The organism is Rhodococcus sp. WY5 (assembly GCF_018588185.1).
In the GTDB taxonomy this organism is placed as follows: domain Bacteria; phylum Actinomycetota; class Actinomycetes; order Mycobacteriales; family Mycobacteriaceae; genus Rhodococcus_F; species Rhodococcus_F qingshengii.
This window is the reverse complement of record NZ_JAAMPR010000001.1, coordinates 766798-790883: the sequence shown is the minus strand read 5'-3', so window position 1 is coordinate 790883 and position 24086 is coordinate 766798. Positions and strand designations below refer to the sequence as shown.

General features: G+C 62.0%; 25 protein-coding genes and 1 tRNA gene. 20 read left to right on the top strand and 6 right to left on the bottom strand.

The window, feature by feature from the left end; all coding sequences use genetic code 11:
* Positions 1 to 14 precede the first annotated feature (14 nt).
* Positions 15 to 989, bottom strand: a complete 975-nt coding sequence (locus G4D79_RS03590) for a prephenate dehydrogenase (RefSeq protein ID WP_030535747.1) — start codon at positions 987 to 989, stop codon at positions 15 to 17.
* Between the two features lie 48 nt (positions 990 to 1037).
* On the opposite strand from G4D79_RS03590, the gene G4D79_RS03585 reads away from it, so the two are divergent.
* The 4 genes from G4D79_RS03585 to G4D79_RS03570 all read left to right on the top strand — a co-directional run bounded on the left by G4D79_RS03585 (position 1038) and on the right by G4D79_RS03570 (position 2516).
* Positions 1038 to 1577 (top strand): tRNA adenosine deaminase-associated protein, encoded by a 540-nt coding sequence (locus tag G4D79_RS03585; protein ID WP_003943823.1) that lies wholly within the window; start codon positions 1038 to 1040, stop codon positions 1575 to 1577.
* A complete protein-coding gene (locus G4D79_RS03580) occupies positions 1578 to 2039 on the top strand; it encodes a nucleoside deaminase (protein ID WP_003943976.1) in 462 nt (153 codons plus the stop codon). It begins immediately after the preceding gene.
* Between the two features lie 138 nt (positions 2040 to 2177).
* Positions 2178 to 2369 (top strand): CsbD family protein, encoded by a 192-nt coding sequence (locus tag G4D79_RS03575; RefSeq protein ID WP_003943869.1) that lies wholly within the window; start codon positions 2178 to 2180, stop codon positions 2367 to 2369.
* A gap of 56 nt (positions 2370 to 2425) precedes the next feature.
* Positions 2426 to 2516 (top strand) — tRNA-Ser (locus tag G4D79_RS03570).
* Between the two features lie 349 nt (positions 2517 to 2865).
* Here the strand turns inward: G4D79_RS03570 and G4D79_RS03565 are convergent.
* Positions 2866 to 3039: a hypothetical protein gene (locus G4D79_RS03565; RefSeq protein ID WP_003943953.1), complete on the bottom strand. Its 174-nt coding sequence runs from the start codon at positions 3037 to 3039 to the stop codon at positions 2866 to 2868.
* A gap of 246 nt (positions 3040 to 3285) precedes the next feature.
* Here G4D79_RS03565 and G4D79_RS03560 point away from each other — a divergent pair, with 246 nt between their 5' ends.
* From G4D79_RS03560 to G4D79_RS03550, 3 genes are all read left to right on the top strand, one after another.
* Positions 3286 to 3969, top strand: coding sequence for a YceI family protein (locus G4D79_RS03560; RefSeq protein WP_003943876.1), 684 nt, complete (start codon positions 3286 to 3288; stop codon positions 3967 to 3969).
* Positions 3970 to 4092: 123 nt separating this feature from the next.
* Positions 4093 to 4443: a YidH family protein gene (locus G4D79_RS03555; RefSeq protein WP_003943804.1), complete on the top strand. Its 351-nt coding sequence runs from the start codon at positions 4093 to 4095 to the stop codon at positions 4441 to 4443.
* Positions 4444 to 4782 (top strand): DUF202 domain-containing protein, encoded by a 339-nt coding sequence (locus G4D79_RS03550; protein WP_003943794.1) that lies wholly within the window; start codon positions 4444 to 4446, stop codon positions 4780 to 4782.
* Here the strand turns inward: G4D79_RS03550 and G4D79_RS03545 are convergent.
* Positions 4748 to 5689, bottom strand: coding sequence for a sterol desaturase family protein (locus G4D79_RS03545; RefSeq protein ID WP_047271543.1), 942 nt, complete (start codon positions 5687 to 5689; stop codon positions 4748 to 4750). The genes G4D79_RS03550 and G4D79_RS03545 overlap by 35 nt on opposite strands.
* 128 nt (positions 5690 to 5817) lie before the next feature.
* Between G4D79_RS03545 and G4D79_RS03540 the strand changes: the two genes are divergently transcribed.
* Positions 5818 to 6273 carry an Rrf2 family transcriptional regulator gene (locus G4D79_RS03540; protein ID WP_003943908.1) on the top strand — a complete coding sequence of 152 codons (456 nt, stop codon included), beginning with the start codon at positions 5818 to 5820 and terminating at the stop codon, positions 6271 to 6273.
* A gap of 12 nt (positions 6274 to 6285) precedes the next feature.
* On the opposite strand, the gene G4D79_RS03535 is transcribed toward G4D79_RS03540, so the two are convergent.
* Positions 6286 to 7395, bottom strand: coding sequence for a GGDEF domain-containing protein (locus G4D79_RS03535; protein WP_020968182.1), 1110 nt, complete (start codon positions 7393 to 7395; stop codon positions 6286 to 6288).
* A 250-nt stretch (positions 7396 to 7645) separates the two neighbouring features.
* Here G4D79_RS03535 and G4D79_RS03530 point away from each other — a divergent pair, with 250 nt between their 5' ends.
* From G4D79_RS03530 to G4D79_RS03510, 5 genes are all read left to right on the top strand, one after another.
* Complete coding sequence (locus G4D79_RS03530) at positions 7646 to 8275, top strand: TetR/AcrR family transcriptional regulator (RefSeq protein ID WP_081557229.1); 630 nt, start codon at positions 7646 to 7648, stop codon at positions 8273 to 8275.
* 71 nt (positions 8276 to 8346) lie between these two features.
* Positions 8347 to 10701, top strand: a complete 2355-nt coding sequence (locus G4D79_RS03525; RefSeq protein ID WP_099696788.1) for an MMPL family transporter — start codon at positions 8347 to 8349, stop codon at positions 10699 to 10701.
* Positions 10702 to 10815: 114 nt separating this feature from the next.
* Positions 10816 to 12549: an ABC transporter ATP-binding protein gene (locus tag G4D79_RS03520; protein WP_003943950.1), complete on the top strand. Its 1734-nt coding sequence runs from the start codon at positions 10816 to 10818 to the stop codon at positions 12547 to 12549.
* The gene (locus tag G4D79_RS03515) at positions 12546 to 14477 is read left to right on the top strand and encodes an ABC transporter ATP-binding protein (protein WP_003943946.1); all 1932 of its coding nucleotides are present in this window, start codon (positions 12546 to 12548) and stop codon (positions 14475 to 14477) included. Before G4D79_RS03520 ends, G4D79_RS03515 begins: the two co-directional genes overlap by 4 nt.
* A 70-nt stretch (positions 14478 to 14547) precedes the next feature.
* Positions 14548 to 15291 (top strand): IclR family transcriptional regulator, encoded by a 744-nt coding sequence (locus G4D79_RS03510; RefSeq protein WP_007731643.1) that lies wholly within the window; start codon positions 14548 to 14550, stop codon positions 15289 to 15291.
* Positions 15292 to 15296: 5 nt separating this feature from the next.
* On the opposite strand, the gene G4D79_RS03505 is transcribed toward G4D79_RS03510, so the two are convergent.
* Both G4D79_RS03505 and G4D79_RS03500 read right to left on the bottom strand, forming a co-directional pair.
* Positions 15297 to 16478, bottom strand: coding sequence for a multidrug effflux MFS transporter (locus G4D79_RS03505; protein WP_099696787.1), 1182 nt, complete (start codon positions 16476 to 16478; stop codon positions 15297 to 15299).
* 7 nt (positions 16479 to 16485) lie between these two features.
* Positions 16486 to 17337 carry an alpha/beta fold hydrolase gene (locus tag G4D79_RS03500; RefSeq protein WP_007731641.1) on the bottom strand — a complete coding sequence of 284 codons (852 nt, stop codon included), beginning with the start codon at positions 17335 to 17337 and terminating at the stop codon, positions 16486 to 16488.
* Positions 17338 to 17438: 101 nt separating this feature from the next.
* On the opposite strand from G4D79_RS03500, the gene G4D79_RS03495 reads away from it, so the two are divergent.
* The 7 genes from G4D79_RS03495 (at position 17439) to G4D79_RS03465 (ending at position 24081) form a co-directional block, all read left to right on the top strand.
* Positions 17439 to 17924 (top strand): MaoC family dehydratase N-terminal domain-containing protein, encoded by a 486-nt coding sequence (locus G4D79_RS03495; RefSeq protein ID WP_007731639.1) that lies wholly within the window; start codon positions 17439 to 17441, stop codon positions 17922 to 17924.
* The gene (locus G4D79_RS03490) at positions 17921 to 18319 is read left to right on the top strand and encodes an acyl dehydratase (protein WP_099696786.1); all 399 of its coding nucleotides are present in this window, start codon (positions 17921 to 17923) and stop codon (positions 18317 to 18319) included. Before G4D79_RS03495 ends, G4D79_RS03490 begins: the two co-directional genes overlap by 4 nt.
* Before the next feature lie 81 nt (positions 18320 to 18400).
* Positions 18401 to 19690, top strand: a complete 1290-nt coding sequence (locus G4D79_RS03485; protein ID WP_007731634.1) for a Rieske 2Fe-2S domain-containing protein — start codon at positions 18401 to 18403, stop codon at positions 19688 to 19690.
* Between the two features lie 122 nt (positions 19691 to 19812).
* The gene (locus tag G4D79_RS03480) at positions 19813 to 21156 is read left to right on the top strand and encodes a M20 family metallopeptidase (RefSeq protein WP_007731632.1); all 1344 of its coding nucleotides are present in this window, start codon (positions 19813 to 19815) and stop codon (positions 21154 to 21156) included.
* On the top strand, positions 21156 to 22112 hold the full coding sequence (locus tag G4D79_RS03475; RefSeq protein WP_054188629.1) for a catechol 1,2-dioxygenase: 957 nt from the start codon (positions 21156 to 21158) through the stop codon (positions 22110 to 22112). Before G4D79_RS03480 ends, G4D79_RS03475 begins: the two co-directional genes overlap by 1 nt.
* Positions 22113 to 22142: 30 nt before the next feature.
* The gene (locus tag G4D79_RS03470; protein ID WP_099696785.1) at positions 22143 to 23015 is read left to right on the top strand and encodes an alpha/beta fold hydrolase; all 873 of its coding nucleotides are present in this window, start codon (positions 22143 to 22145) and stop codon (positions 23013 to 23015) included.
* Between the two features lie 109 nt (positions 23016 to 23124).
* Positions 23125 to 24081 (top strand): NAD(P)-dependent oxidoreductase, encoded by a 957-nt coding sequence (locus G4D79_RS03465; RefSeq protein WP_064443000.1) that lies wholly within the window; start codon positions 23125 to 23127, stop codon positions 24079 to 24081.
* The last annotated feature ends 5 nt before the right edge of the window (positions 24082 to 24086 follow it).

The window sequence follows — 24086 nt, the reverse complement described above, 5'->3', positions numbered from 1 at the left end:
CAGGTTTCGTAGTTCTAGGTTGCGGATCGCCGGATGACGCCGCCGCGTCGACCGGCGTCTCGCATCCGGTTGATCCAGTCGGGTTCTCCGGCCTGAACGTCTTCGATGTCCCACCGCTCGTGCGACTCGTAGGCGCCGCGCGCCGCGAACCCTGCGTCCACCAATCGTGCCGTCGAGCCGTTGTCGAGCAGATCGGTACGTGCACCCTGCAAAAGGTCGAGCGCCTCGTCCAGCGCGACCAGCAGGGCGTCGCGGTTGCCCTCGCACATCGCCCGCACCAGGCCAGGAGCGCTCCCGGCCACGCGAGTGCCGTCGCGAAATGATCCGGCAGCCAGCCCGAGAGCCAGTTCGCCTCCGGCAGCTCCGGTGATCGCAAGCGTTTCCGCGAGCAGGTGAGGCAGATGCGAGATTCGCGCGACTGCTCGATCGTGTTCCAGAGATTCGGCCGGCACGACGACCGAGCCGCAGTCGAGTGCAAGGTCGGCGACCTGCGACCACACGTCTGCGTCGACGCCCTCGTCGGTGGCAACGACCCACACCGCGTCGACGAACAGATCGGCATCCCCGACCGCCCAACCCGAAGCTGACGTCCCCGCCATCGGATGACCGCCCACGAACTTGGCGCTCAAGCCCGCTCGTTCGACCGCGGCCTTCACTTCACCCTTGACGCTGACGACGTCCGTGATCGGATTGTCGGGCGCATGCGCGGCGATTGCCTCCAAGGTGGCGTCGACGGCAGGCATCGGCACGGCGATCACAATGATCGCGCCGCTTTCGCTTGCTCTCTGCAGCACTGAAACCAGATCGGTGTCGGCGTCGAAACCGTCGGCTCGGGCCGCGTCGGCGGACTCGCTGGAACGGTTGTAACCCCACGCCCGGCGGCCGGATCGGACGGCGGCGCGAAGTAGCGAACCGCCGATCAATCCGAGGCCGAGAACGCAGACTGGTGGGGCGGAATCGATCGCAGACACGAGTTCAGGTTGGCACATCGATGCTCGGACTTCACTCACTGGCACCAGGCGGGCTACCGTTGCGCCATGGGTGCACAGCGCGCGGGTAACAAGAGCGCCTCTTCGAACCAGTCGGAGGAGCTTGAAGGCTTCGGTGTCGCGGTGGTCCGTGAAGAGGGGCGTTGGACGGTCAAGGCACTGACGCCCGACGCGTTGACCTCGCTCTCGGCCGCCGAAACGCAGCTGCGTGAGCTGCGAAGTTCGGGTGCCGTCTTCGGTCTTCTCGACGTCGACGACGAGTTCTTCATCGTGTTGCGTCCGGCGCCGTCGGGCACGCAGTTGCTGATTTCCGACGCGACCGCCGCCATCGACTACGACATCGCAGCCGACGTCCTCGACGCCTTGCACATCGAGATCCCCGACATCGACCCGGACGACCTCGACGATGTCGAACCCTGGGAAGAGGGCGATCTGTCCGTGCTGGCCGATCTGGGCCTGCCGGAACCCGTGCTCGCCGTCATCGCGGCCGAGACCGATCTCTATCCGGACGAGCAGTTGGGGATGATCGCGCAGCGACTCGGGTTCGCATCCGAGTTCGGCGCAGCGCTCGACAAGCTCCCGCGCTAGATGACTCTCGCTGACGATCAGCGCATGATCCGTGCGGCCATCGTGGCCGCACGTTCCGCCTCCGACGCAGACGTCCCGGTCGGGGCAGTGGTGTTCGACGCAGACGGCGTCGAAGTTGCTCGGGCCTCCAATGCCAGGGAAGCGTCGTCCGATCCGACCGCGCACGCCGAAATCCTCGCGTTGCGTGCTGCCGCAAAAACCTACGGTGACGGCTGGCGCCTGGAAGGTGCGACGCTTGCCGTGACCCTCGAGCCATGCACGATGTGTGCGGGCGCTCTGGTCCTCGCCCGGGTTTCTCGGGTCGTTTTCGGGGCGTGGGAGCCGAAAACCGGAGCCGTCGGATCATTATGGGACGTAGTTCGAGATAAAAGATTGACCTATCGGCCGCAGGTGCGCGGCGGGGTCCTCGAGGACGAATGCGCTGGGCTTTTGGAAGATTTCTTCCGCGAGCAGCGGGCCTGAATTCGGTATTCCCCATCGAGAGTGATCGCACACTCGGGTAGCCGGATCCATCAATCGAGGGCATGGTGGAGGCAGATGCCGTCAGGGCATCGGCGGATCGTCGGAAGGCGATTCGTTCGCGTTCACAGAGGAGTACTCATGGGAATCGCAGACAAGGCTCAGAACAAGGCCGAAGACCTCGGGGGCAAGGCCAAGGAAGCTGCTGGCAGCGCTACCGGTGACCGGGACCTCGAAAACGAAGGCAAGGGCGACCAGGTGAAATCGGCCGTCAAGGATGCAGGCGAGAAGGTCAAGGACGCCGCTTCCAGCATCAAGGACAAGCTCACGTAATACCGCTCCACCTGGCGATTTCAGCCACGGGCACTCCATCCGGTAAAGTCACCAGCGGTGGCGTGTCCGAGCGGCCTAAGGAGCACGCCTCGAAAGCGTGTGACGGGTAACCCCCGTCCGAGGGTTCAAATCCCTCCGCCACCGCCAAAGCTCCCCACCTGTTCACGCAGGTGGGGAGCTTTTTTGTGGATGGGTCCCGGATGCTGCCGACTGTCGGGGACGGACACGCTCCGACTGGACCATCGGACGACCGGCCAGGTCGAAGCCCGCGTCCATGCATGTCGAGGCTGAGAGGGTTCGACACACAGACCTGATCGGCCGCCGGGCGGATCCGTCGTCGTGAACCTATTCCGCAATCGAGAAACAATCGTTCGGATTGAGCAGAAATCCGTCATTCGGACGAGGACAGCGCTGGACTTCGGAGGAGACCGGAAGCCGCACTCAGTCTTATGGGGGAGGGGCCGTCCTCCGGTGGACATTCCCAGGTTGACGAAGTTCAGGAGCGGCGGGCGATCCACTCTGCAGCGGCGGCATCGATGTCCTGCTTCAGCTTCTCGAAGAACGAGGGTGGCGGGGTGGGGATCAAATCTGCTGCGGTAGTGAGGGATCGACTGAGGGCGATCCGACGCTCGCGTAACTCGTCGTCGGTCAGGAGCGTCAGGTCCGCCATCGCGAGCTCCCTCGATCGGTGTGATTCGTGTTTCGGGCAGACCGTGCGCATCGGGATCGATGCATGATTCGATGCGCACGGCCCAGGCATTCCAGGCTGGGGGCCGGAATGCACAGTCGACTTTACCAAATGATTACTAATGGCTGTAGGCGCGGCTCACCCTTCGGTGTTCGTGGAGCACTTTCACAGGGTTCTCCCAGGTCGTAAGTCCTGACAACTGTTGAAGCTGCAACTATCGTCGAGCCCATGAAAAAGATCTGGTGGATCGGCGGAGCAGTAGTTGTGGTCGTACTCGCCCTGCTCGTGGGGCCGTGGGCGTACGGGAAGTTCATCGCTGAAGACGATGCACCGGCGGCCGTGGTGTCCACTGAGGGCGCGGAGGCGGCGTCCGGATCGATCGACGGGCAATGGACCGTCGTCGCCGGGCAGGGGGACAACCAGACGGCAGCTGGGTACACCGTGCACGAGATTCTCAACGGATCGAGTGTGACCGTCGTCGGAACCACTGGCGAGGTGAGCGGAAACGCGGTTGTCGAGGGTGAAAAGCTCACTTCCGGCGAAGTAACGGTGCAGGTGGCAAGCATCAAGACCGACTCGGATCGGCGCGACGGCCAGTTCACGGGCAATGTGATGGATACCAGCACGTATCCGACGGCGACGTTCACGATCGACTCGCCGGTGGACTTGTCTGCTGTACCGACGGACGGAACAACGGCGACGGTCACGGTGTCAGGAACGCTGACGCTCAAGGGTCAGTCCAAGCCGGTGTCGGTCGACATGACCGTGCTGCATTCGGGTGATTCGCTGATCGCATCGGGCTCGATTCCGGTCACCTGGACCGATTTCGGAGTCGAGCCTCCGTCCCTCGGTTTCGTCACCGTCGACGGCAGCGGTTCGGTGGACTTCCTGGTCTCACTCGCCGCGAGCTGAATTACGTCCACCCGATTCGCACTGCTTCGGGGCGGGCAGGGAAGATTAAGGACATGACCTTCCTTTCTTCTTGTCCGTTCCGAAGGCAGTGTGCGATCTCTGCCCGGACGGAATGAACAGGTGATGCCCCGGTGGAGACCGTTCCGAACGGGCGAAGACCCCGATCCACGGTTCACGCTCGCCAATGAGCGGACATATCTGGCTTGGATCCGCACTGCAACGGCCTTCGTCGCGTCGGGCGTCGGACTCGAAGCGTTCGGCGGCGACATTCTCAATCCGACGGTTCGATCCGGCTTGGCCGCGTTGTTGCTCGTCGGCGGTGCTCTGATCGCAATCACTTCCTTTGTCCACTGGATCAGCGCCGAGCGTGCACTGCGAACTGAGCGCTCGTTGCCGGTGCCGCTCATGGCGCCGGTCGTCGGCATCGTGCTGGTGATCTGCGCGACCGTCCTGGTGGTCGAGGTCGTGAACTGATTGACCGCGCTGGAACCGTCGGAAGGTGTCAAGCCTCCGGACAAGGGCTTGCAGTCCGAGCGCACATCGCTCTCGTTCGTGCGTACGAGTCTGTCGATCCTCGGCTTGTCTGCCGCCTGTCTGAGATGGTTGCCGCCGTTCGGGTCGGTGGCCCTGATCGGCCCGTCCGTCGCTGCCGTGCTCGTCGTCGCGGTGACGGTCTACGAACGTCGGTCGCGGCCCAGGCGGTTGGCCCAGTTTTCGGCCGAAAAGGCAACGCCCGCTTTGGGTATGGGAGCAACTCTCGCGGTCGCTCTGCTCCTGCTCAGTGCGACGGGGCTGTGGATTCTGCTGAAGTGACCTCGGCTTTCGGCGCCCAGCCGGGCGGGCCGAACACGTAGCCGGCTCGCTGCCGCCACGATGTCGACGCCTTCCAATCGCGAGCAATGGCAGCATATTCGCGCGTTTGGAGCTTCCAGATGTTGTACGTTCCGACCGGCGTCGTGAGTCCGTAGGTGGGGCGGTGGGTTTCGGCTGCGAAGGTTCCGAACATCCGGTCCCAGATGATGAGGATTCCGGCGTAGTTGCGGTCGAGGTACTCGGCGTCGGAGCCGTGGTGGACGCGATGGTGTGACGGCGTGTTGAAGATGAATTCGATGGGCCGCCAGAGTTTTCCGACACGTTCGGTGTGGACGAAGAACTGGTAGACGAGGCTGACGGAGAAGCCGACGAACACCATCCACGGCGGGATCCCGAGGAACGGCAACGGCAACCACATGATGATCTCACCGCTGTTGTTCCACTTCTGTCGCAGTGCGGTGCTGAAATTGAAGTACTCGCTCGAATGGTGAGCCTGGTGTGTGGCCCAGATGACTCGAACTCGGTGTGCGATGCGGTGATACGCGTAATAGAGGACGTCGATTCCGAGCAGCAGGATCACCCAGGTGTACCAGGCAGTCGGCGAGAGGTGCCACGGAGCGAGATACACCCAGATTGCGGAATAGCCGATCAGCGCCAGCACTTTCCAGAAGGTGCTCGTTGCGATCGACACGAGTCCGAGTAGAACGCTGGTTCTGGCGTCGGCGCTTCGGTAGCCGCCCTGTGCCGGCCGTGCGCGTCCGTCGGCGTCGTCGGGATGATCTTCGAGCGCACGGGCCGCGAACCATTCGATTGCGAGGAAGATGACAAACGCGGGGATTGCGAGCGTAACGGGATCATGGAGCGGTTCGAGCAGTGACTTCCATGATTCGAGAAGGGTTTCCCACACGCGATTTGTCCTGTTCTCTAGCTCTGATCGTTACATCATGCATCAAAATGTAACGTCAGGGAACCCTTTGCGGCGAAGAACTCGCAGGTTTGTTGCGACTATTCATAGAACGATGGTAGGAATTGCCGGTGCATATCACCGCGAAGGTGGACTACGCCGTGCGGACTCTGGTCGAGCTCGCGGCAGTTGGTCCTGACCCGGCCAAGGCCGAGTTTCTCGCCAAATCCCAGGTAATACCCCACAAGTTCCTGGAAGCGGTGCTCTCGGACCTGCGGCGCGGCGGCTTGGTCAACAGCCGTCGAGGCCCGGACGGGGGATACTGGCTCGCTCGGTCCGCGGACGAGATCACGATTGCCGACGTCATACGAGCTGTCGAGGGACCGCTGGCTTCGATTCGGGGTCAGCGACCGGAAGACGTCGACTACGGGGGACCGGCAACGCCCCTCAAGGAGGTGTGGATTGCAGTGCGAGTCAACCTCCGTGCTGTGCTCGAAAATGTCACACTCACCGATGTTGCAGGTGGAGAGTTGCCCGAGTTCATTCACGAACTGACGGCAGATCCCGAGGCGTGGAATCGGCGCTGATACAGCCCGGTTTCAGTGTGCCCGTCGACGCGGAACTGCCATAGGAGCAGTGTTCGCGGTGTTGCCTCCCGCGGATTTTGCGTCGTACATCAGATGATCGGCCGCAACGATTGCTCGGGAGAACTCGTTGTAGTCGAACTCTTCCTGATGTGGGATGAAAGGTAGCGTCGCTGCGCCGACGCTGACCGTGGCCAGGGGGTCGTCGGAGGCGTTCACCACGGCTTTGGGGAGCGTCGCGATTCGTTTGCGAAGTCCGTACGGAGTACCGATCATCACAACGGTGAACTCCTCGCCGCCGGTGCGCGCGGCGTAACCGAAACCGTTCACATGCGCCTGCAGGCGCGTTCCGGTCCGGATGATGACGGCGTCACCGACTTCGTGGCCGAACGTGTCGTTCACCGCCTTGAACTTGTCGATGTCGACGACGGCAACAGCAATGTCGGCACGATTTGCCGACGCGACCGACCAGATGCGCTCCGACATGTCCCACAGTCCTCGTCGGTTCAACAGGCCGGTAAGCGCATCCACTTTGGATCCCGTTGCGCGCGCGAGTAATTGCCGCCAGGTGAACTGAATCGTGGCCGGAATGAAGATCACGGCACACAGGACGACGTCCGTGCGTGCGATCACGCTGGTTGTCGAGTAGTCGCCGTTCGTCAGGCCGAGCACCGTCAGGGCGATGACAAATGTCGTGGCAAAGGCGAGATGGAAGGCCAACCAGCGGTAATCGAGAAAATAGGTGAAGTAGGCGCCGGTGGCGACAAAGAGTGCCGCGCCGAAGAGGGCGGCGTTATGGCTGGTGAAGGTGATGAGAACCGAGGCAGTTCCGAGATCCGCCCACAGTCCGTAGAGCTTGAGCATGCGTGAACCTCTGATTCGGCCGACAAACCAGAGAATCGTAGGGATCAGGTTGACGGCCGCAATGCCGACGAGCCAACTGCGCGCAAACGGTCCGTCCGGGCCCTCTCCGCTGAGGAGAAACAGGAACGCCACGATCGAGAAATTGAGTGAGCAGAACCCGATGGTGAGACGGACGAGACGTAGTACGGAGCCTCGTCCGGACTTCGATCCCCACAGCATCACCGTGGACGAAACCGGCCAGGTGTGCAGGAGCGGGTCCATCAGATTCCTTCGCCGAGCAAATTACGGTTAATTCACCGCAAAGTATGTCAGGCCATGTTGATTCACGCGTCAACTTGGCAGGCGGCGTCAGGCGGCGGAGTTGCTCGCAACTCTCTCTGTCGCGCTGTTCAGGCATTTGCCGTGCGTGAGTGTGAGGTACGCCTCGAGTTTCCGTGCCGTGTGTTCGATCGCACAATATTGCAGACCTCTGCAAAGTTGCAGAGCTCTGCAAGTTCGGTACCGTGTTGGGGTGATCATCGAACAAGGCCTTCGTGACCGCAAGAAGGCAGCAACCCGTGCCGCACTCAGCGGCGCGGCAGCACGGCTCGCTCGTGCGCTGGGGATCGAATGCGTCACCGCTGACGCAATCGCCTCCGAGGCCGGAGTGTCGACGAGGACGTTCCACAACTACTTCTCCAGCAAGGAGGAGGCAGTGCTCGCCAGTTTCGAGGAATCGGTGACTTTGTGGATCGAGGCGCTTGCGTCACGGCCCGCGGACGAACCAATTCTCGACGTCCTCGAAGAACTTGTGGTCGAAATCGTGAACGACTCAGGTCCGAGTGGGAGTGAGAAGGCAAGTATCTGGCTGCTGTCGGATTCGAGTCCCGCGCTCTACCGGGATGCCGCAGACATGCATCAGCGGATCAACCGTGCAGTCGTTCAGGCATTGGCGGAACGCACCGGTACCGACGCCGAGAAGGACCTGTACCCGACGCTCCTCCTGGGAGCGGTGGGCGGAGCCGCGAAATCGGTGATCGACGTCTGGACTGGCGGAAAGTCGGAGGCTTCCAGTCCGGAAGAGTTGGTTCACGACGCTTTTCGGCAGATTCGTGCCGGGCTGCCCGCGCCGCCGCCTACCCCTGAGATGTCGCGTCCCTGAGATGTCTCGTCTCTGAGCCCCACACGTAATACCTGTCCACGTACACGCACCGAAACAGCAAGGAGCCCGTCGTGGCCACCTATCTTTATCGGATCGGCAAGTTCGCCTACCGGCGAAAAGGCGCGGTCCTCAGCGTTTGGCTGATAATCCTGGTCCTGATGGGCGTCGGGGCAGCGACTCTGTCCGGCCCCACCAAGGATTCGTTCTCCATTCCGGGAACCCCGGCGCAGCAGGCGCAAGACCTGATGGCGGAGCGTTTTCCCGACGCGCCCAATCCAATGGATTCGCTGAGCGCGCGATACGTAGTGCAAGCTCCGGCAGGCACGACGCTGGCCGATCCGGCGAACGTCAAGGCCATGGACGAGATGCTCGCGAGTATTCGTGGCATCGACAAGGTCGCCGACTCTGCCAAGGTGGACCCGGCGACTGCCACTCCGGAACAGGCCGCGAAGGCGTTGGTCAATCCGGTTACCGGCAACGACTCCATGGTTGCGATGTTCAAGGAAAAGGCTGCTGCGGCTGGAACTTCCGAGACACAGGCCGTGGACGACGCGCGTGCGTTGTCGCCGCTCAGTGCCGACGGCACAGTCGGGTACGTCGAGGTTCCGTTCAGCGGTGACTTCGCCGATCTCGATCAGGCGTTGCGTGATTCGATCAACTCCGCAGCCGATGTCGGTCGGGCCGAGGGACTCAACGTCCAGGTCAGTGGTTCTGCTGCTCAGGAAGCGGAGATGCCCGGTGGTGTCACCGAGCTGATCGGTATCGCCGTTGCCGCAGTCGTTCTGGCCATCACGTTCGGTTCGCTTGTGGCCGCGGGGCTTCCGCTCCTCACCGCGATCATCGGTATCGCTATCGGCAGCCTCGGAATCACGGTTGCCACCGGATTCATGGATCTCAGTTCGATGACTCCGACGTTGGCGATCATGATCGGTCTGGCCGTGGCGATCGACTACTCGCTGTTCATCATGTCCAGGTTCAGGCATGAGCTCACCCTTACCGACAACCGTGCCGAAGCAGCAGGTCGCGCCGTCGGAACCGCCGGTTCCGCAGTGGTATTCGCTGGTTTGACGGTCATCATCGCGCTGGTTGCATTGCGCGTCGTCGGCATCCCGTTCCTCTCCGATATGGGTGCGGCAGCGGCCTTTACCGTGCTGATCGCGGTTCTGATCGCCTTGACCTTGCTGCCTGCGATCCTGGGTATGTTCGGACGCAAGGCTTTTGCCGGCAAGATTCCCTTCCTCAGCAAGCGCGCTGAGGAGTCCGAAGACGAAGATTCGGGCAAGCCGAAGTTGGCTCTGCGCTTCATCAGTGCCGTCGTCCGTCGTCCGCTCGTGCCGCTGATCGGTGGAGTAGTGCTTCTGGGCGCATTGGCTCTGCCCGCAACGGGATTGAGCCTGGCACTGCCGTCGGAGGCCACCGGTGACCCGGCGACCAGTGCGCGTCAGGCATACGACCTGATCGACGAGGGCTTCGGTGACGGTCGCAACGGACCGCTCATCGCCGTTGTCGACGCGAAGGGGGCCAGCGTTCCCGCCGGGGAGGCCTTTGCGGAGGTCGTCTCGACCATCTCGAGCTTCGATGACGTCCAGAACGCACAGGTCGTCGGGGTCAACGAGGCCGGCGACACCGCGCAGGTACTGATCACTCCGAAGAGTGGTCCGACCGACCCCGCCACGATGGATCTGGTGTCCAGCCTTCGTGGAGCCGAAGGCGGACTCAACGATTCGATCGGCGTCAGCTACGGCATCACCGGTCAGACCGCACTCGAAGGCGACGTTTCGGACACGCTGAAGGATGCATTGGTGCCCTACCTGGCCGTCGTCGTCGGCCTTGCATTCATCTTGTTGCTCTTGGTGTTCCGTTCGATCCTGGTTCCGCTGACGGCGACGCTCGGCTTCCTGCTCAGCGTGCTCGCGACATTCGGTGCGACGGTGGCGATCTTCCAGCACGGTTGGTTGGGCATCATCTCGAACCCGCAACCACTCGTGAGTTTCATGCCGATCTTCCTGATCGGTGTGGTGTTCGGACTCGCGATGGACTACCAGGTGTTCCTCGTGACGCGTATGCGTGAGGAGTACGTCCACGGCGCGAGCGCGAAGGAGGCCGTGACCATCGGCTTCAACCATGGCGCCCGGGTCGTCAGTGCGGCTGCGGTCATCATGATCTCCGTGTTCGGTGCCTTCATCGCGGAACCGAACTCGTTCATCAAGTCGATCGGCTTCGCGCTTGCCGCGGCGGTGTTCTTCGACGCCTTCATCGTGCGCATGGTGATCATCCCGTCCGTCATGGCACTGCTCGGCGACAAGGCGTGGTGGTTGCCGAAGTGGCTGGACAAGATTCTGCCGAACGTCGACATCGAGGGCGAGAAGCTCAGCAAGGCCCTCCGTGAAGAAAAGGAAGCGGAGCTTCAGTCCGCATCTGCTTGATCTCTGCTGTGCGCCTTTATTAACCCCCCGCGGTTAATAAAGGCGCACAGCAGTTTTTGTGTATCGAAATATCCAGCGGCACATGTCGGCCAGGATTGGTAACCTTCGCTCACTATGCTGATCAGGCTGCTGCGCACTTATCTGACGCCGTACCGGGGTGAACTCACGGGCGTTGTCGTCCTGCAGTTTATTTCGACTATGGCGGCCCTTTACCTTCCGAGTCTCAACGCCGACATCATCGACAACGGCGTGACGAAAGGCGACACCGGCTACATCCTCTCCACCGGCGGGATGATGCTGATGGTCACGCTCACGCAGATCCTGTGCTCGGTGGGTGCCGTCTTCTTCGGTGCGCGAGTCGCCATGGGCGTCGGACGCGATCTCCGGGCTTCGGTGCTGCATCAGGTCGGGACGTTTTCGGCCCGAGAGGTCGGGCACTTCGGTGCGCCTTCGCTGATCACCCGCAACACCAACGACGTCCAGCAAGTGCAGATGATGGTCGTGATGAGTTGCACCATCCTCGTCATGGCGCCGATCATGTGCGTCGGCGGCATCATCATGGCTCTGCGTCAGGACCTGAATCTGTCCTGGATCCTGGGGATCAGCGTCCCGCTTCTCGTAGTCTCGATGGGTTTCCTGATTGCCCGGATGGTCCCCGGATTCAGGGTCATGCAGGGCCGCCTCGACGCCGTCAACCGTGTTCTTCGCGAACAGATCACGGGCATCCGCGTCGTCCGAGCGTTTGTACGGGAACCGTACGAGGTAGAGCGTTTCGGCGATGCCAACCGTGAGCTGACGGAGACTGCACTCGGCGTCGGCCGCCTCATGGCACTGATGTTCCCGCTCGTGATGCTGATCAGCAATGTCACCAGCGTCGCGGTCATCTGGTTCGGTGGCCATCAGATCAACGAGGGCTCGATGCAGATCGGCTCGCTCACCGCGATGCTCAGCTACATCATGCAGATCCTGATGGCCGTCATGATGGCCACCTTCATGGCGGTGATGCTGCCGCGTGCGTCGGTGTGCGCCGAACGTATCTCCGAGGTGCTCGACACGGATTCGTCGGTGATTCCGCCCGAGAACCCGGTCCGAGAACTGAAGGACCCGGGAGTCGTCGAACTTCGTGGCGCTCAGTTCCAGTTCCCCGGAGCCGAGGAACCTGTATTGCGCGACATCACGTTCCGTGCCGAACCCGGCAAGACGACGGCGATCATCGGCGGCACCGGATCGGGAAAGACCACTCTGCTTAACCTGATTCCGCGTTTGATCGACTCCACCTCCGGATCGGTATCGGTGGGAGGAGTCGACGTCCGCGACATCGACACGGAACTGCTCTGCTCGGTGATCGGTCTCGTCCCGCAGAAGCCGTATCTGTTCTCGGGCACTGTCGCCACCAATCTCCGCTACGGAAACCCCGAAGCTACCGACGAATGGCTGTGGGAGTGCCTCGAGATCGCCCAAGCTGCCGACTTCGTCCGCGCCATGCCCGAAGGCTTGGACACACCGGTGGCACAAGGCGGTACGACGGTATCGGGCGGTCAGCGTCAGAGACTCGCCATCGCCAGAGCGTTGGTGCGTAAGCCACAGATCTATCTGTTCGACGATTCCTTCTCGGCACTCGACCTCACTACTGATGCGAGGCTGCGTGCGGCGCTCCGGCCGGTCACGCAAGACGCCTGCATCGTCGTTGTCGCGCAGCGTATTTCCACCATCGTGGAAGCCGATCAGATCATCGTGCTCGACGACGGCGCCATCGTGGGGATCGGCACGCACGACGAACTCGTGGTCAGTTGTCCCACCTACGGCGAAATCGTCGCCTCTCAGCTAGCCGTACAGGACGCATCATGAGCAATCGACCGACTTCCTCGCCTCCCATCGGCCCGCCCGGCGGCGGCGATCCCACAAAGAAGGCCATGAACTTCGGCCCTTCGCTCAAACGTCTCCTCGGTCGCTTGAGCCCCGACAAGCCGATCGTCGTCCTGATCTTCGCTTTGGTGACCGCAAGCGTCGTACTTTCCTCGATCGCGCCGAAGATCCTGGGAAACGCCACCAACCTGATCTTCGACGGCATCGTCAGCAAGCAACTCCAGCCGGGGACGACCAAGGAACAGGCTGTCGAAGGATTGCGCGCTTCGGGGCAGGGTCAGCTCGCCGACATGGTGTCCGGCATGGCAGTTGTGCCTGGAACCGGAATCGATTTCGACGCAGTCGGCAAGGTCTTGATGATCGTGCTGCTGCTGTTCGTCTGCGCGTCGCTGTTCAGTTGGCTGCAGGCGTATCTGCTCAACATCGTGGTCCAGCGAACCGTTCGTCGTCTGCGTGAGGACGTCGAGCAGAAGATTCACCGACTTCCCTTGCGGTACTTCGATACCCATGCCCGCGGTGATGTTCTCTCACGCGTGACCAATGATATCGACAACGTCGCGCAGAGCTTGCAGCAGACGCTCAGCCAGTTGGTCATGTCGGTGATGACCGTCCTGGGCATTCTGGTGATGATGCTGTGGATCTCACCGCTGCTCGCCTTGATCGCGGTGGCAACTGTTCCGCTGTCGATCATGGTGACGGCGTTTATCGCGAAGCGTTCACAGAAGCACTTCGTGGCGCAGTGGAAGAGCACCGGCGGAATCAACGCGCAGGTCGAGGAAGCATTCAGCGGCCACGAGTTGGTCAAGGTGTTCGGTCGCCAGCAGGAGGTCGAGGAGCGCTTCCGCAAGCAGAACGAGGATCTGTACGAGTCGAGTTTCAAGGCGCAGTTCATCTCCGGTCTGGTCATGCCGGCCGTGATGTTCCTCGGCAACCTCAACTACGTCGCCATCGCAGTGGTGGGTGGCATGCGCGTCGCATCCGGAACGATGACGCTCGGCGATGTGCAAGCGTTCATCCAGTACTCGCGGCAGTTCACCCAGCCGCTCACGCAGATAGCGTCGATGACCAATCTGCTGCAGTCCGGCGTCGCTTCGGCCGAGCGGGTCTTCGCGCTGCTCGACCAAGAGGAGCAGTCGGAGGACCCGAAGAGTGCGAAGTCGCCCACGGTCGACAAGGGTCGCGTCAAGTTCGAAAACGTCACCTTCAGTTACAAGCCGGAACAGCCGCTGATCGAGGATCTGTCCCTGACTGCCGAGCCGGGTCAGATGGTTGCGATCGTCGGACCCACCGGCGCCGGCAAGACCACCCTCGTCAACCTCATCCTGCGGTTCTACGAACTCAATTCGGGCCGAATCACTTTGGACGGCATCGACATCGCCGACATGACGCGAGACGATCTGCGCTCACGGATCGGCATGGTTCTGCAGGACGCATGGCTGTTCGGTGGAACCATCCGCGAGAACATCGCCTACGGCAAGCCTGGTGCCACCGACGAGGAGATTCGTCGCGCGGCCGAGATGAGCTACGTCGACAAGTTCGTGCACTCTCTGCCTGAGGGTTACGACACGGTCATCGACGAGGAAGGCAGCAACGTCAGTGCCGGCGAGAAGCAGCTCATCACCATCGCCCGCGCCTTCATCTCGCAGCCGTCCATCCTGATCCTCGACGAGGCGACCAGTTCGGTGGACACGCGCACCGAACTGCTGGTCCAGAGCGCCACCGCGGTTCTGCGCAACGACCGAACCAGCTTTGTCATCGCGCACCGTCTTTCGACAATTCGTGATGCGAACCTGATCGTGGTGATGGAGGAAGGCCGGATCGTGGAGCAGGGGAGCCATGAGGCTCTGCTCGAATCCCGCGGCGCGTACTTCCGTCTGTACAACAGCCAATTCGTGGGCGCGGAGATCTGATGCCTCAGTAGACTGGAGCAGACTTGGTCCGCTGGGTGGACCACATTCTGTGTACTGGAGGCGCTCGGCGATGCATTCGTTGCTGGGGAAAGCGCGCCTGATACTCGATTCCTTCGATGCGGATTCGGGTGCGCTGTCGCTGACCGAACTTGCGAATCGGAGTGGCGTTGCGAAGGCGACGGTGCATCGAATAGCCGGTGAACTGGTGTCTCTTGGTCTACTGGAACGGGTCGGAACCAAGTACAGGTTGGGGTTACGGCTCTTCGAACTGGGGCAGTTGGTTCCTCGTCAACGTATTCTGCGCGAGGTGTCCTTGACGTATGTGCAGGATCTTCACGCGGCGACCCGGGAGACGGTTCACCTCGCGATTCGCGACGGCCTCGATGTTCTGTACATCGACAAGATCTCCGGTCATCACGGGGTGGACCTGCCGTCGCGGGTGGCTGGCCGGCTGCCGATGTATGCCACGGCAACCGGCAAAGCGATACTCGCGTACTCACCGGATTCCGTTTTTCGAGCGGTGACAGGCAACGGATTTGTCGAGTTCACCGATCGGACGGTGAACTCGGAAGACGGGTTACGTAGGCAACTCGACGCTGTTCGTTCGCAGCAGTTGGCGGTCGAGACCGAGGAGGTTCGCCTGGGAACATCGAGTATCGCTGCCCCGATCTTCGGTGGACTTGGTGAAGCAGTTGCCGCGATCGGTGTGTCGAGTCCGCGGTATCGAATGGACACCGAGCGTTTTGCCGAACCGTTGCGCGCGGCGGCCGAAGGGATCAGCCGGAAGGTATCGGTTCTCGAACGCTCGGCATAACCGTTTTATCGACGCACGCAGAGCAGCGCGATCACGCCGAGAACCGAAGCCCCGGTCATGGAGATGGCCACGGCAAGACTGGTGTTGCCGAGAAGGCCGACGACGGGCGCAACCACAGCGGCAGCGCCGAACTGCGCAAATCCGATCAGCGCGGCTGCTGAGCCTGCGGCTTCTCCGTGACGGGACAGTGCAACCGCCGGTGCGTTGGGCATGACAAAACCCGTTGCGCAGAGCATCAGCAGGATGGGGACGGCAAACCCGACGAATCCCCACGAGTTGGTGGCGGCAACAACAACAAATGCAGCGCCGACGGCACTACTGCCCCACATTGCCCAGATCGTGATGGAATTCGGCGACCACCGGCCGAGAAGCACGACGTTGAGCTGGGACGAACCGATCAGAACGACGGCGCCGCCGGCAAAGGCAAATCCGTATGCGGTGGGGCTCAGTCCGAACTGTTCCTGCATCACGTAGGACGACGCGGCGATGTACGACCACAAAACGCCGCGGCCGAGACCGCACACGAGCACCAACACCATGAAGTGGGCATCCTTGCCGAGCGCAATGTAGTTTCGCGCGATGGCGCCGATGCCCTTGCCCGACCGATTCTCGGGTGGAAGTGTTTCCGGCAGCGATACTGCCGCGAGTGCGATCATCGCGATGCCCAGGATGAAGAGAGCGAGAAAGACTCCGCGCCACTGTGTTACGGACATCAGTGCCCCGCCGATGGAGGGGGCCAGGATGGGCGCTACGCCCATGACCAACATCAGCCGCGAAAGTACAACTGCCGCATCGTGTCCGGTGAATAGATCACGAACGATTGCCATCGCGATCACGCCTGTCGCGGCGGCGCCGAAACCTTGAAGGGTTCGCAGCGCAGTGAGGACTTCGATGGACGGAGCAAAGAAGCAGGCCAACGACGCGCCGACGTGAATTACTGTGCCCACGAGCAGGGGACGTCGACGTCCGTAGATGTCGGACAGTGGGCCGATGAGCAACTGGCCTAAAGCCAGACCCAGCAGTGTGCCCGTCAGGGTCAGCTGAACCATCGTGTCCGACGTGCCGAATTCCTGCGTGATCTGTGGCAGCGCAGGAAGATACATGTCGACGGTGAACGGCCCGAGGGCGGTGAGAATTCCGAGAAGCAGTACCAATCGGATCCGTGCACCGCCCGTCGGGGCGATCACCGTTCGTTCAGTTGTGCTGTTGGTCAAGGAAACCCGAAACTACACTGTAGTAGTCGTATGGTCGTTCTTCCTGAAGATGATGCGACGCCTTGTCCATGATGTAGAGATGGCCATGGGGAATCATCCGCGCAAGCATGAGCGGGTAGTCCGGGGTGAGGAATGCGTCGTGCATGCCCCAGGCGAAGAGCGTCGGCGCCTGGATCTGGCCGAGTTCAGCTGTGAGATCCTGCCAATCGCCACGAGGTGAGTCCGCCGAGGCAGCCAGGGCCATTTCTTCGGGGTCGAGACTTTGCTCGTATCGCATCTGGAGGGTTTCGGCGGGCAACTTCGATCCGTCGAACCATTCGAGACTGGTGATCAAGGTGCGGAGTTTTTCGAGGGTGGGGCCGGTGCCGCCGTAGTAGACGTCGCGGGCGTTGCGGCCACGACGGCCATCCTCGGGGAGCGGCGCGAGTGGACCGTAGAAGACGGGCATGCTGCCCGTGATCACCAGGGAGCGAACGCGTTCCGGGTACTTTGCCGCAAGATTGAGCGCTATGGTGCCGCCCCACGAGTTGCAGACGAAGTCTGCGCGTTCGATTCCGAGTTCGTCGAGCAGGGCAACCACCTTGGCGGCGTGGAAGTCCCACATTGGGCCGGCGATGGTGCACTTGTCGGACCGACCGTATTGCAGCAGATCAACGAGAATCGCTCGTCGATCCGAGGCGAAGAGCGGTGCCACTGGCCCGAAGTCGGACCACGCAGTGCAGCCGGGGCCGCCTCCGTGCAGGAAAATCGTGGGGTCGCCCTCGCCGAGGTCGTAGTAATGGAATGTGACGCCATCTGCTTTGGCGTACAAGCTCTTCGGTTGATCAGCCATGGCTATACCTGACCTCGAGGTGAGCGGTATGGGAAGTATCGCGGTCCGGCAGGCGAACCCGGTTCGTGGCTGTGAGACTTCCGAATGCCTAGCGTGCTGGCATGAGAACAGAACTCGAGCACGCGCGTGATCGCGCGGAGGCGATGATCGGTACGCGGGAAACGCGAGAGTTGGGAACGGTGCGTCCGGCGGAGTCGGTTGCGTTTGCGGTTGCCACCGCCGAGACGGACCCCCGGTTTCTCGACCCGGAGCACCCGGCATTTGCCGTCCATCCGATGTATCTGCCTTCGCTTTTGCGAGGACCGCAAGGTGGCTCCGATCGAGAGTACCGAGCAGACGGCATGTTCCGTGACGAAGTGCCGGGCACAGACGGTATCGACGTGCGCTTGATGGCCGGCGGGCAGAGTGTGACTTTCTTGCGACCGGCCCCGCTGGGTGAGGCTGTCGTCGTAGGGCGAGTACTCGATACCGTGACGACCAAGGGCCGGGCTCCGGACGAGTTTCTGCTGCTCTCGGTCACCAAGACTTACCGGGGTGCGCAGTCCGGCGCATTCGCCGAGGTCGTCGAGAAGTTCATCGTCCGATGACCGAAACAGTAGTCGTGGGCACGCCGATCGAATCGGTGACCTTGGTCTGCGATCCGGTTCGGATCCTTCGATTCGGGGCGTCGACGCACAATTCGCACCGTATTCACTACGACGCCTCCTATGCGCAGACGGAGGGGTTGTCCGCACCGGTGGTCATGGCCCAGTTGCAGGGCACGCTGTTCTTTCGTGCCGCGTCACACTTTGCCGGTGGATACGAAGGAGTTGTGTCCGTCTCCTGGCAGAATCGTGCGCCCGCGCCCGTCGGAACCACACTCGAGGTGTCGGGTGAAGTGTCCCAAATCGACAGTGAACAACTAACTTTGGCATTGCGGGAGCATTCGGACAATGGCGTGCTGTGTGCCGTCGGAACCGCTGTGGTGGTCCGGGTCTGCTGAGCGAACCGAATCCATTGGCGTAGACCGCAATCTCACCCAAGATCTGTTTCATTCAAACGTTCAGTGTCGAGAGGACTTCACATGACTGGTGTCGAGGCGTCGGAAGCCACGTTCGCGCTGCCCGAGCGGCCACGAGCGGCCGGTCGGCAGGATTGGACGGCATGGCCGGGTTACAACGCAGCCGGCAGCGGATACCGCGGTTACTGGTACCCGGTCACGTGGTCGAACCACATCACCAAAGACCCCAAGAGCTTCACCATCTGTGGTGAAAAGCTGGCGATCATCCGCGACGCAGGCAAGGCATATGCCCTGCACGATCGGTGCCCGCACCGCGGCGTTCCGTTGTCCGAGGGCGATCAGCAGTTCCCGGGAACTGTCAGCTGCCCGTACCACGGCTGGACGTACCGGCTCACTGACGGCAAGCTGGCCGCGGTCATCACCGACGGTCCGGATTCCAAGATCTGCGGCAAGCTGAACGTCCAGACCTATGCGATCGAGGAGCGACTCGGTCTGGTGTGGGTGTACATCCCGATCGCCAACGAGCCGGCGCCGTCCATCGACGACCAGTTGCCGCGTGAGCTGGTGGAGAACAAGGGTATCGTCGGTGGTCGGATTCAGCCCCGAGAAGGCAACTGGCGCTTCGCATGTGAGAACGGTTTCGACGAGGGACATGCGAAGTACCTGCACCGCACCGCATTGTGGCGTCTGTTCAAGCCGATGCCGACGTGGAACATCACGAGCATCGTTCCGGAGGGACGCTGGATCTACCGCGTGCAGGAAGAGGTGTACTGGGAGGCGGAATTCCCGGGCGTGGGAACCTGGACGAACAAGCGGTGGTGGAAGAAGAAGCCGGACGAGACCCAGATTTCGCAGATCGGAAACGTCGGCGCCGGTCTGGACGTCAATCCTGTGATCGCAGCTCAGAACTTCCCCGGTTTTGCTTCACTGTCCATGCCGGGTGTCCTGCGCATCGCGTACCCCAAGTTCATTCACTACGAGTTCTACGTCCCGGTGGACGAAGACAACCACAAGTACGTCGGCCTCATGGTCAACTTCGTCTCCGGCGCAGCAAAATTGGGCTTCTACGCCAAGTACCTCGGCGCGATCCGCTGGCTGTTCCACGGTCAGTTCTCGGGTCAGGATGCGTGGATGGTCGAGGTCACCGACGCACCGCCGGAGAAGCTGTACCGACCGGACGTGTCGCTGACGACGTGGCGAAATCTGGCAGAGGAAGAGTACGCCGAGAAGATCGCCGACGCGGCCAAGCACACCCCCAAGGCGCCGGTCAGGCCCACCCGAGAGCGCCGGACGCCAACGCCCCGCTCGGCCCCTGTCGCCGACGCTCAGATTCCCACCGGCACCAGCGAATAGGAGAGATACATGTTCAAGATTCTGACGGCTGTCGCTATCGGTGCCGCTGTTGCAGTGGCAGTTCCCAAGCTGTGGCAGCTGGCCGGCGAGCGCAGCAATACTCAGGTACATCAGGTCAATCCATGACCACTGCGAGGGCCGATGCTCTCGCAGGCCTAGGCGACGAGCGCCGGGAATGGGTCGAGCGAGCCTACGCCCATGTCGATCGTGCGCGATTGCGGGATCTCGCCACTTCGGTGGTCAACATTCCCAGTCCGACGGGTGACGAAGCACCGCTGGCCCGCCACATCACGGCGGTCCTGGCAGCGTCGGGCATCGAGGCCCACACAATGGATCTCGATGATCGGCAAGCGAACTCGTGGGGAAGGCTCCGCGGTGACGGGTCCGGACCGGACCTGTTGCTGTATGCGCCGATCGACACCGTCACGACCGGCGATCCGGCGGAAGACCTGCCGTGGGTGGGAAATGAGCTGCGAGCGGATCTGACGCCGCACGCCCAGTTCGACGAGAACTACGTGATCGGATTGGGTGCGTCGAACCCCAAAGGCCACGCCGTCTGCATTGTCGCGGCGGCCGAAGCAATTGCCGCAGCCGGTATTCCGCTCCGCGGTGACCTGGTGCTCGGATTCGGCGCCGGTGGTATGCCGACCAATGCCCGCCCCGGTGTCGGAAACCCCCGACGCAACACCGGCCAGGGCGTCGGCTGCTCGTTCCTCCTGGAACAGGGAGTGTGGGCGGACTGCGCGTTGATCGCCAAGCCCGGCTGGACGGTCTCCTGGGAAGAAGTGGGACTGGCCTGGTTCGAGATCACGGTGCACGGTCTGCACACCTACGTCGGCTCGCGCCACCGGTTGCCGTACCGCAACGCGATTACCGCAGCCGGCGAGGTGGTCGCCAAGTTGGAGGAATGGTTCCCGAAGTACTCGGCGGCGCATCAGGACGGTTTGGTTGCGCCTCAGGGGATCGTTGCCAACATCCGCGGCGGGTGGGAGCGAACAGCGTCGTTCACCCCCGAGCAGGTGCGCCTTACCGTTGATCTACGGCTCAGCCCGCGGACGACGCCCACCGCGGCCAAGCGCGAACTCAAAGCCGTCGTTGCGGAGATCGCACAATCGCTGGATCTGCAGATCGACGTCGAACAGGTTCTTGCCATCCCCGGTGAGGGTTCCGACCCTCGAATGTGGTTGCGCCGCGCCGCAGTCCACGCGTGGGAAGCTGCCGAAGGAGAGCCGCATCAGGACTTCTTCGACGCGAGTGGAGCCACCGACGCAAACATCCTGCGCAGCCGCGGCATCCCGACGATTCGGGTGGGTATGCCCAAGGTGGTCGACGCACCGTTCGAGGTGGACTTCGCGATGGGGATGAACACTGTGGACCTGGCTGCGGCGGAGAGATTTACGAAGTATCTGATCCGAGTGGCCCTCGACACCGTCACCCGCTCGCTCGAGGAAGTAGGAATCGACTGATGGCGAAGATAGTTCTGGGTATCGGTGCCTCCCACAGCACCTTGATGAACACCCATTGGGAAGAGACGACGCACAAGGCGGAGGCCGAACGCTTCCGGGACGCGCTGTATCTGAGCCGGGAGAAGATCGCGGCGTCGAAACCCGATGTTGTCTTGATTTTCGGCTCCAACCACTTTCGCGGTTTCTGGCTGGATCTGATTCCGGCGTTCACTCTCGGCGTCGGAGAGTGCATTTCCAGTGGCGAGTCAGGAACACCCAAGGGGCCGCAACGGGTCGACGTGGAGTTCGCCAGGCACCTTGCAAACGAGCTGATCGAAGGTGGCCGGTTCGATCTTGCCTACTCGGCGCGATTGCAGATCGATCATGGTCAGTCTCACGCGATTCAGTACCTTCTCGACGGAATCGATGTTCCGATAGTTCCGTTGGTGGTCAACGTATTCGCGCCGCCCCTCCCGACGTTCAAGCGATGTGAGGAAGTGGCGAAGGCCCTGCGGGATGCCGTTGCGTCGTATCCGGCGGATACCCGGGTCGTGGTGATCGCGTCCGGTGGATTGTCTCATCGTCTGCCCTGGCCGGACTGGCGGGATCCGCACGGTGAGGACGAGGATTTCATGGTTCAAGCCTGGCTGGACGGCCGGGAGAACTGGTCCGACTACGACGTCCGGCGACGCCAGATCATCCGCGCAGCCGATGCCGCGATCACTCCGGAGTTCGATGACCGAATTCTTGATCTGTTTGCCAGCGGCAAGGCAAGTGAGCTTGCCGAGTTCACGACGCAGCAGATCGAAGACGAGGCGGGCAACGGTGCGCAGGAGTTGCGGACCTGGCTCATGATGGCCGCGATGCTCGACTACGTTCCGGGTGAACGCCTTGCCTACGAAGCGATTCCCGAGTGGCTCACCGGTATGGGTGTCACGATTCTCGATCCAGCTGGAACAGACAGCGCAACAACATAATCTGTACCTTCAGTAAAGGAAGTTTCTCTGATGACAATCTGGAACGAACTTGCCGGGCTCGATTTCGAGTTGACGACCGTCGACGCCGGCGATGTGCCCACGCGCTCTCTGCAGGCAGGATCCGGTGGCGAGGCCGTGATCTTCCTGCACGGCACCAGCGGACACCTCGAGGCATTTGCACGCAATATTGCACCGCACGCCGAGTCTTACCGGGTTCACGCGATCGACATGCTCGGCCATGGTTACACCGGCAAGCCTGACTACCCGTACGAGATTCCGCGCTACGTCGAGCATTTGGTGAACTACCTCGACGCGGTCGGGCTGGACCGTGTGCACTTGGTGGGTGAAAGCCTCGGTGGTTGGGTCGCTGCCTACCTGGCCAGCGAGCAGCCCGAACGTGTTCTGTCGCTGCAGTTGCTGGCAGCAGGCGGAACAGTCGCGAACCCGGTAGTCATGGAGCGCATCAAGACGTCGACCGCGAAGGCCGTCCAGAGCGACGACATCGAATTGACCCGCGCACGTATGCAGTTGCTCATGCATGATCCCGCCGATGCAACCGAGGAATTGGTTCAGGCTCGTCACCGGATCTACCATCAGCCTGATTTTGTCGCCAACATCCACAACCTCCTTTCCTTGCAGGAGATGGAGGTTCGCCAGCGGAACCTGCTGCGCCCGGATCGAATGGCACTCATCAAGGCGCCGACTCTTGTGGTCTGGGGTCAGGAAAATCCGTTCGGTGATGTTCCGGAAGCGAAGAAGATGGCCGAGGATATTCCGGGCGCTCAGCTCGAACTCTACTCGGAGTGCGGTCACTGGCCGCAGCACGAGCAGGCAGCGAAGTACAACCCGCTGAGCCTCGAGTTCTTGGCAAAGGCATCAGCCAGCGCGAAGGCAGCTATCTGAGAAGTTCCTGCCAAATATGCTGCTGCGTAATGGAGCCGGTCTCTCGATTGGGAGGCCGGCTTCCGCGTTTTCGAAAGTACAGTCATCGTCTTACAGCGAAGGAGTTCTCGTGAAGAAAGTACTTCTGCTGACGGCCGACGCCGACAACGGACTCGGTACCGCAATCCGTGACGCCGTCAGGGGTGAGGCGGAGGTAGTTCGATTACCTGAGCGCACCACGGGGGCGCTCCGTGCGGAGTTGCCGACATGCGACGTCGTGGTGGGGGACTGGAGTGGTGATCTGCCACTGGGCAAGGAGGAAGCAGAGCTCGGCCGGAATGTGCTCCTCGTCCAACAGCCTGGTGCCGGAACCAATTTCATCGATGCCGAAGCCTGGCGCGCCGCCGGAGTTCCGGTGGCGAATACTCCCGGTGCAAACGCGAATTCGGTTGCGGAGTGGGCAGTGCTGGCGGCAGGTGTGTTGTGCCGCTCCATGTTCTGGGCGCACAACGCGGTTACCGATGGTCGATGGCCACAGGAATCCATCCTGACGCGCGATTGCCGCGATCTGGCGCAGCGCCGGGTCGGCGTCGTAGGTGTCGGTTCGATCGGCCGCCGGTGTGCAGAATTGTTTGCCGCCTTCGGTTGCGACGTCTACGTCACCGCGCGTTCGAGACCGCGTGACACTGTGGCTGCGACGTTTGTGTCACTCGACGAGTTACTGCCTCTCGCGGATGTCCTGGTGCTGGCCGTCCCGCTTACGGAATCAACTCGGGGACTGATCAATTCCCATCGAGTTGCGCAGTTGCCCACCGGAGCGATCGTGGTCAATGTGGCGCGCGGCGCTGTCGTCGACGACGCGGCATTGGCGCGTGCCTTGCGTTCCAGGCATGTCGGCGGCGCTGCCCTCGATGTGTTCGACGTTGAACCACTACCGATTTCGAGCCCGCTCCGTGGATTCGATTCGACCCTCCTGAGCCCGCACGTCGCCGGCGGCAGCGCCGGAGCGCGTGCGTCGATCTATTCGATGACGGCGCAGAATGTCGCCAGTGCGCTGCGCTCGCAGACAATTCGGTGGACATTGTGATTCGG

Coding starts and splice junctions, on each gene's coding strand:
- G4D79_RS03590 (WP_030535747.1), bottom strand. CDS start 989: ATGTGCCAACCTGAACTCGTGTCTGCGATCGATTCCGCCCCACCAGTC.
- G4D79_RS03585 (WP_003943823.1), top strand. CDS start 1,038: ATGGGTGCACAGCGCGCGGGTAACAAGAGCGCCTCTTCGAACCAGTCG.
- G4D79_RS03580 (WP_003943976.1), top strand. CDS start 1,578: ATGACTCTCGCTGACGATCAGCGCATGATCCGTGCGGCCATCGTGGCC.
- G4D79_RS03575 (WP_003943869.1), top strand. CDS start 2,178: ATGGGAATCGCAGACAAGGCTCAGAACAAGGCCGAAGACCTCGGGGGC.
- G4D79_RS03565 (WP_003943953.1), bottom strand. CDS start 3,039: ATGGCGGACCTGACGCTCCTGACCGACGACGAGTTACGCGAGCGTCGG.
- G4D79_RS03560 (WP_003943876.1), top strand. CDS start 3,286: ATGAAAAAGATCTGGTGGATCGGCGGAGCAGTAGTTGTGGTCGTACTC.
- G4D79_RS03555 (WP_003943804.1), top strand. CDS start 4,093: ATGCCCCGGTGGAGACCGTTCCGAACGGGCGAAGACCCCGATCCACGG.
- G4D79_RS03535 (WP_020968182.1), bottom strand. CDS start 7,395: ATGGACCCGCTCCTGCACACCTGGCCGGTTTCGTCCACGGTGATGCTG.
- G4D79_RS03520 (WP_003943950.1), top strand. CDS start 10,816: ATGCTGATCAGGCTGCTGCGCACTTATCTGACGCCGTACCGGGGTGAA.
- G4D79_RS03515 (WP_003943946.1), top strand. CDS start 12,546: ATGAGCAATCGACCGACTTCCTCGCCTCCCATCGGCCCGCCCGGCGGC.
- G4D79_RS03510 (WP_007731643.1), top strand. CDS start 14,548: ATGCATTCGTTGCTGGGGAAAGCGCGCCTGATACTCGATTCCTTCGAT.
- G4D79_RS03500 (WP_007731641.1), bottom strand. CDS start 17,337: ATGGCTGATCAACCGAAGAGCTTGTACGCCAAAGCAGATGGCGTCACA.
- G4D79_RS03495 (WP_007731639.1), top strand. CDS start 17,439: ATGAGAACAGAACTCGAGCACGCGCGTGATCGCGCGGAGGCGATGATC.
- G4D79_RS03490 (WP_099696786.1), top strand. CDS start 17,921: ATGACCGAAACAGTAGTCGTGGGCACGCCGATCGAATCGGTGACCTTG.
- G4D79_RS03485 (WP_007731634.1), top strand. CDS start 18,401: ATGACTGGTGTCGAGGCGTCGGAAGCCACGTTCGCGCTGCCCGAGCGG.
- G4D79_RS03480 (WP_007731632.1), top strand. CDS start 19,813: ATGACCACTGCGAGGGCCGATGCTCTCGCAGGCCTAGGCGACGAGCGC.
- G4D79_RS03475 (WP_054188629.1), top strand. CDS start 21,156: ATGGCGAAGATAGTTCTGGGTATCGGTGCCTCCCACAGCACCTTGATG.
- G4D79_RS03470 (WP_099696785.1), top strand. CDS start 22,143: ATGACAATCTGGAACGAACTTGCCGGGCTCGATTTCGAGTTGACGACC.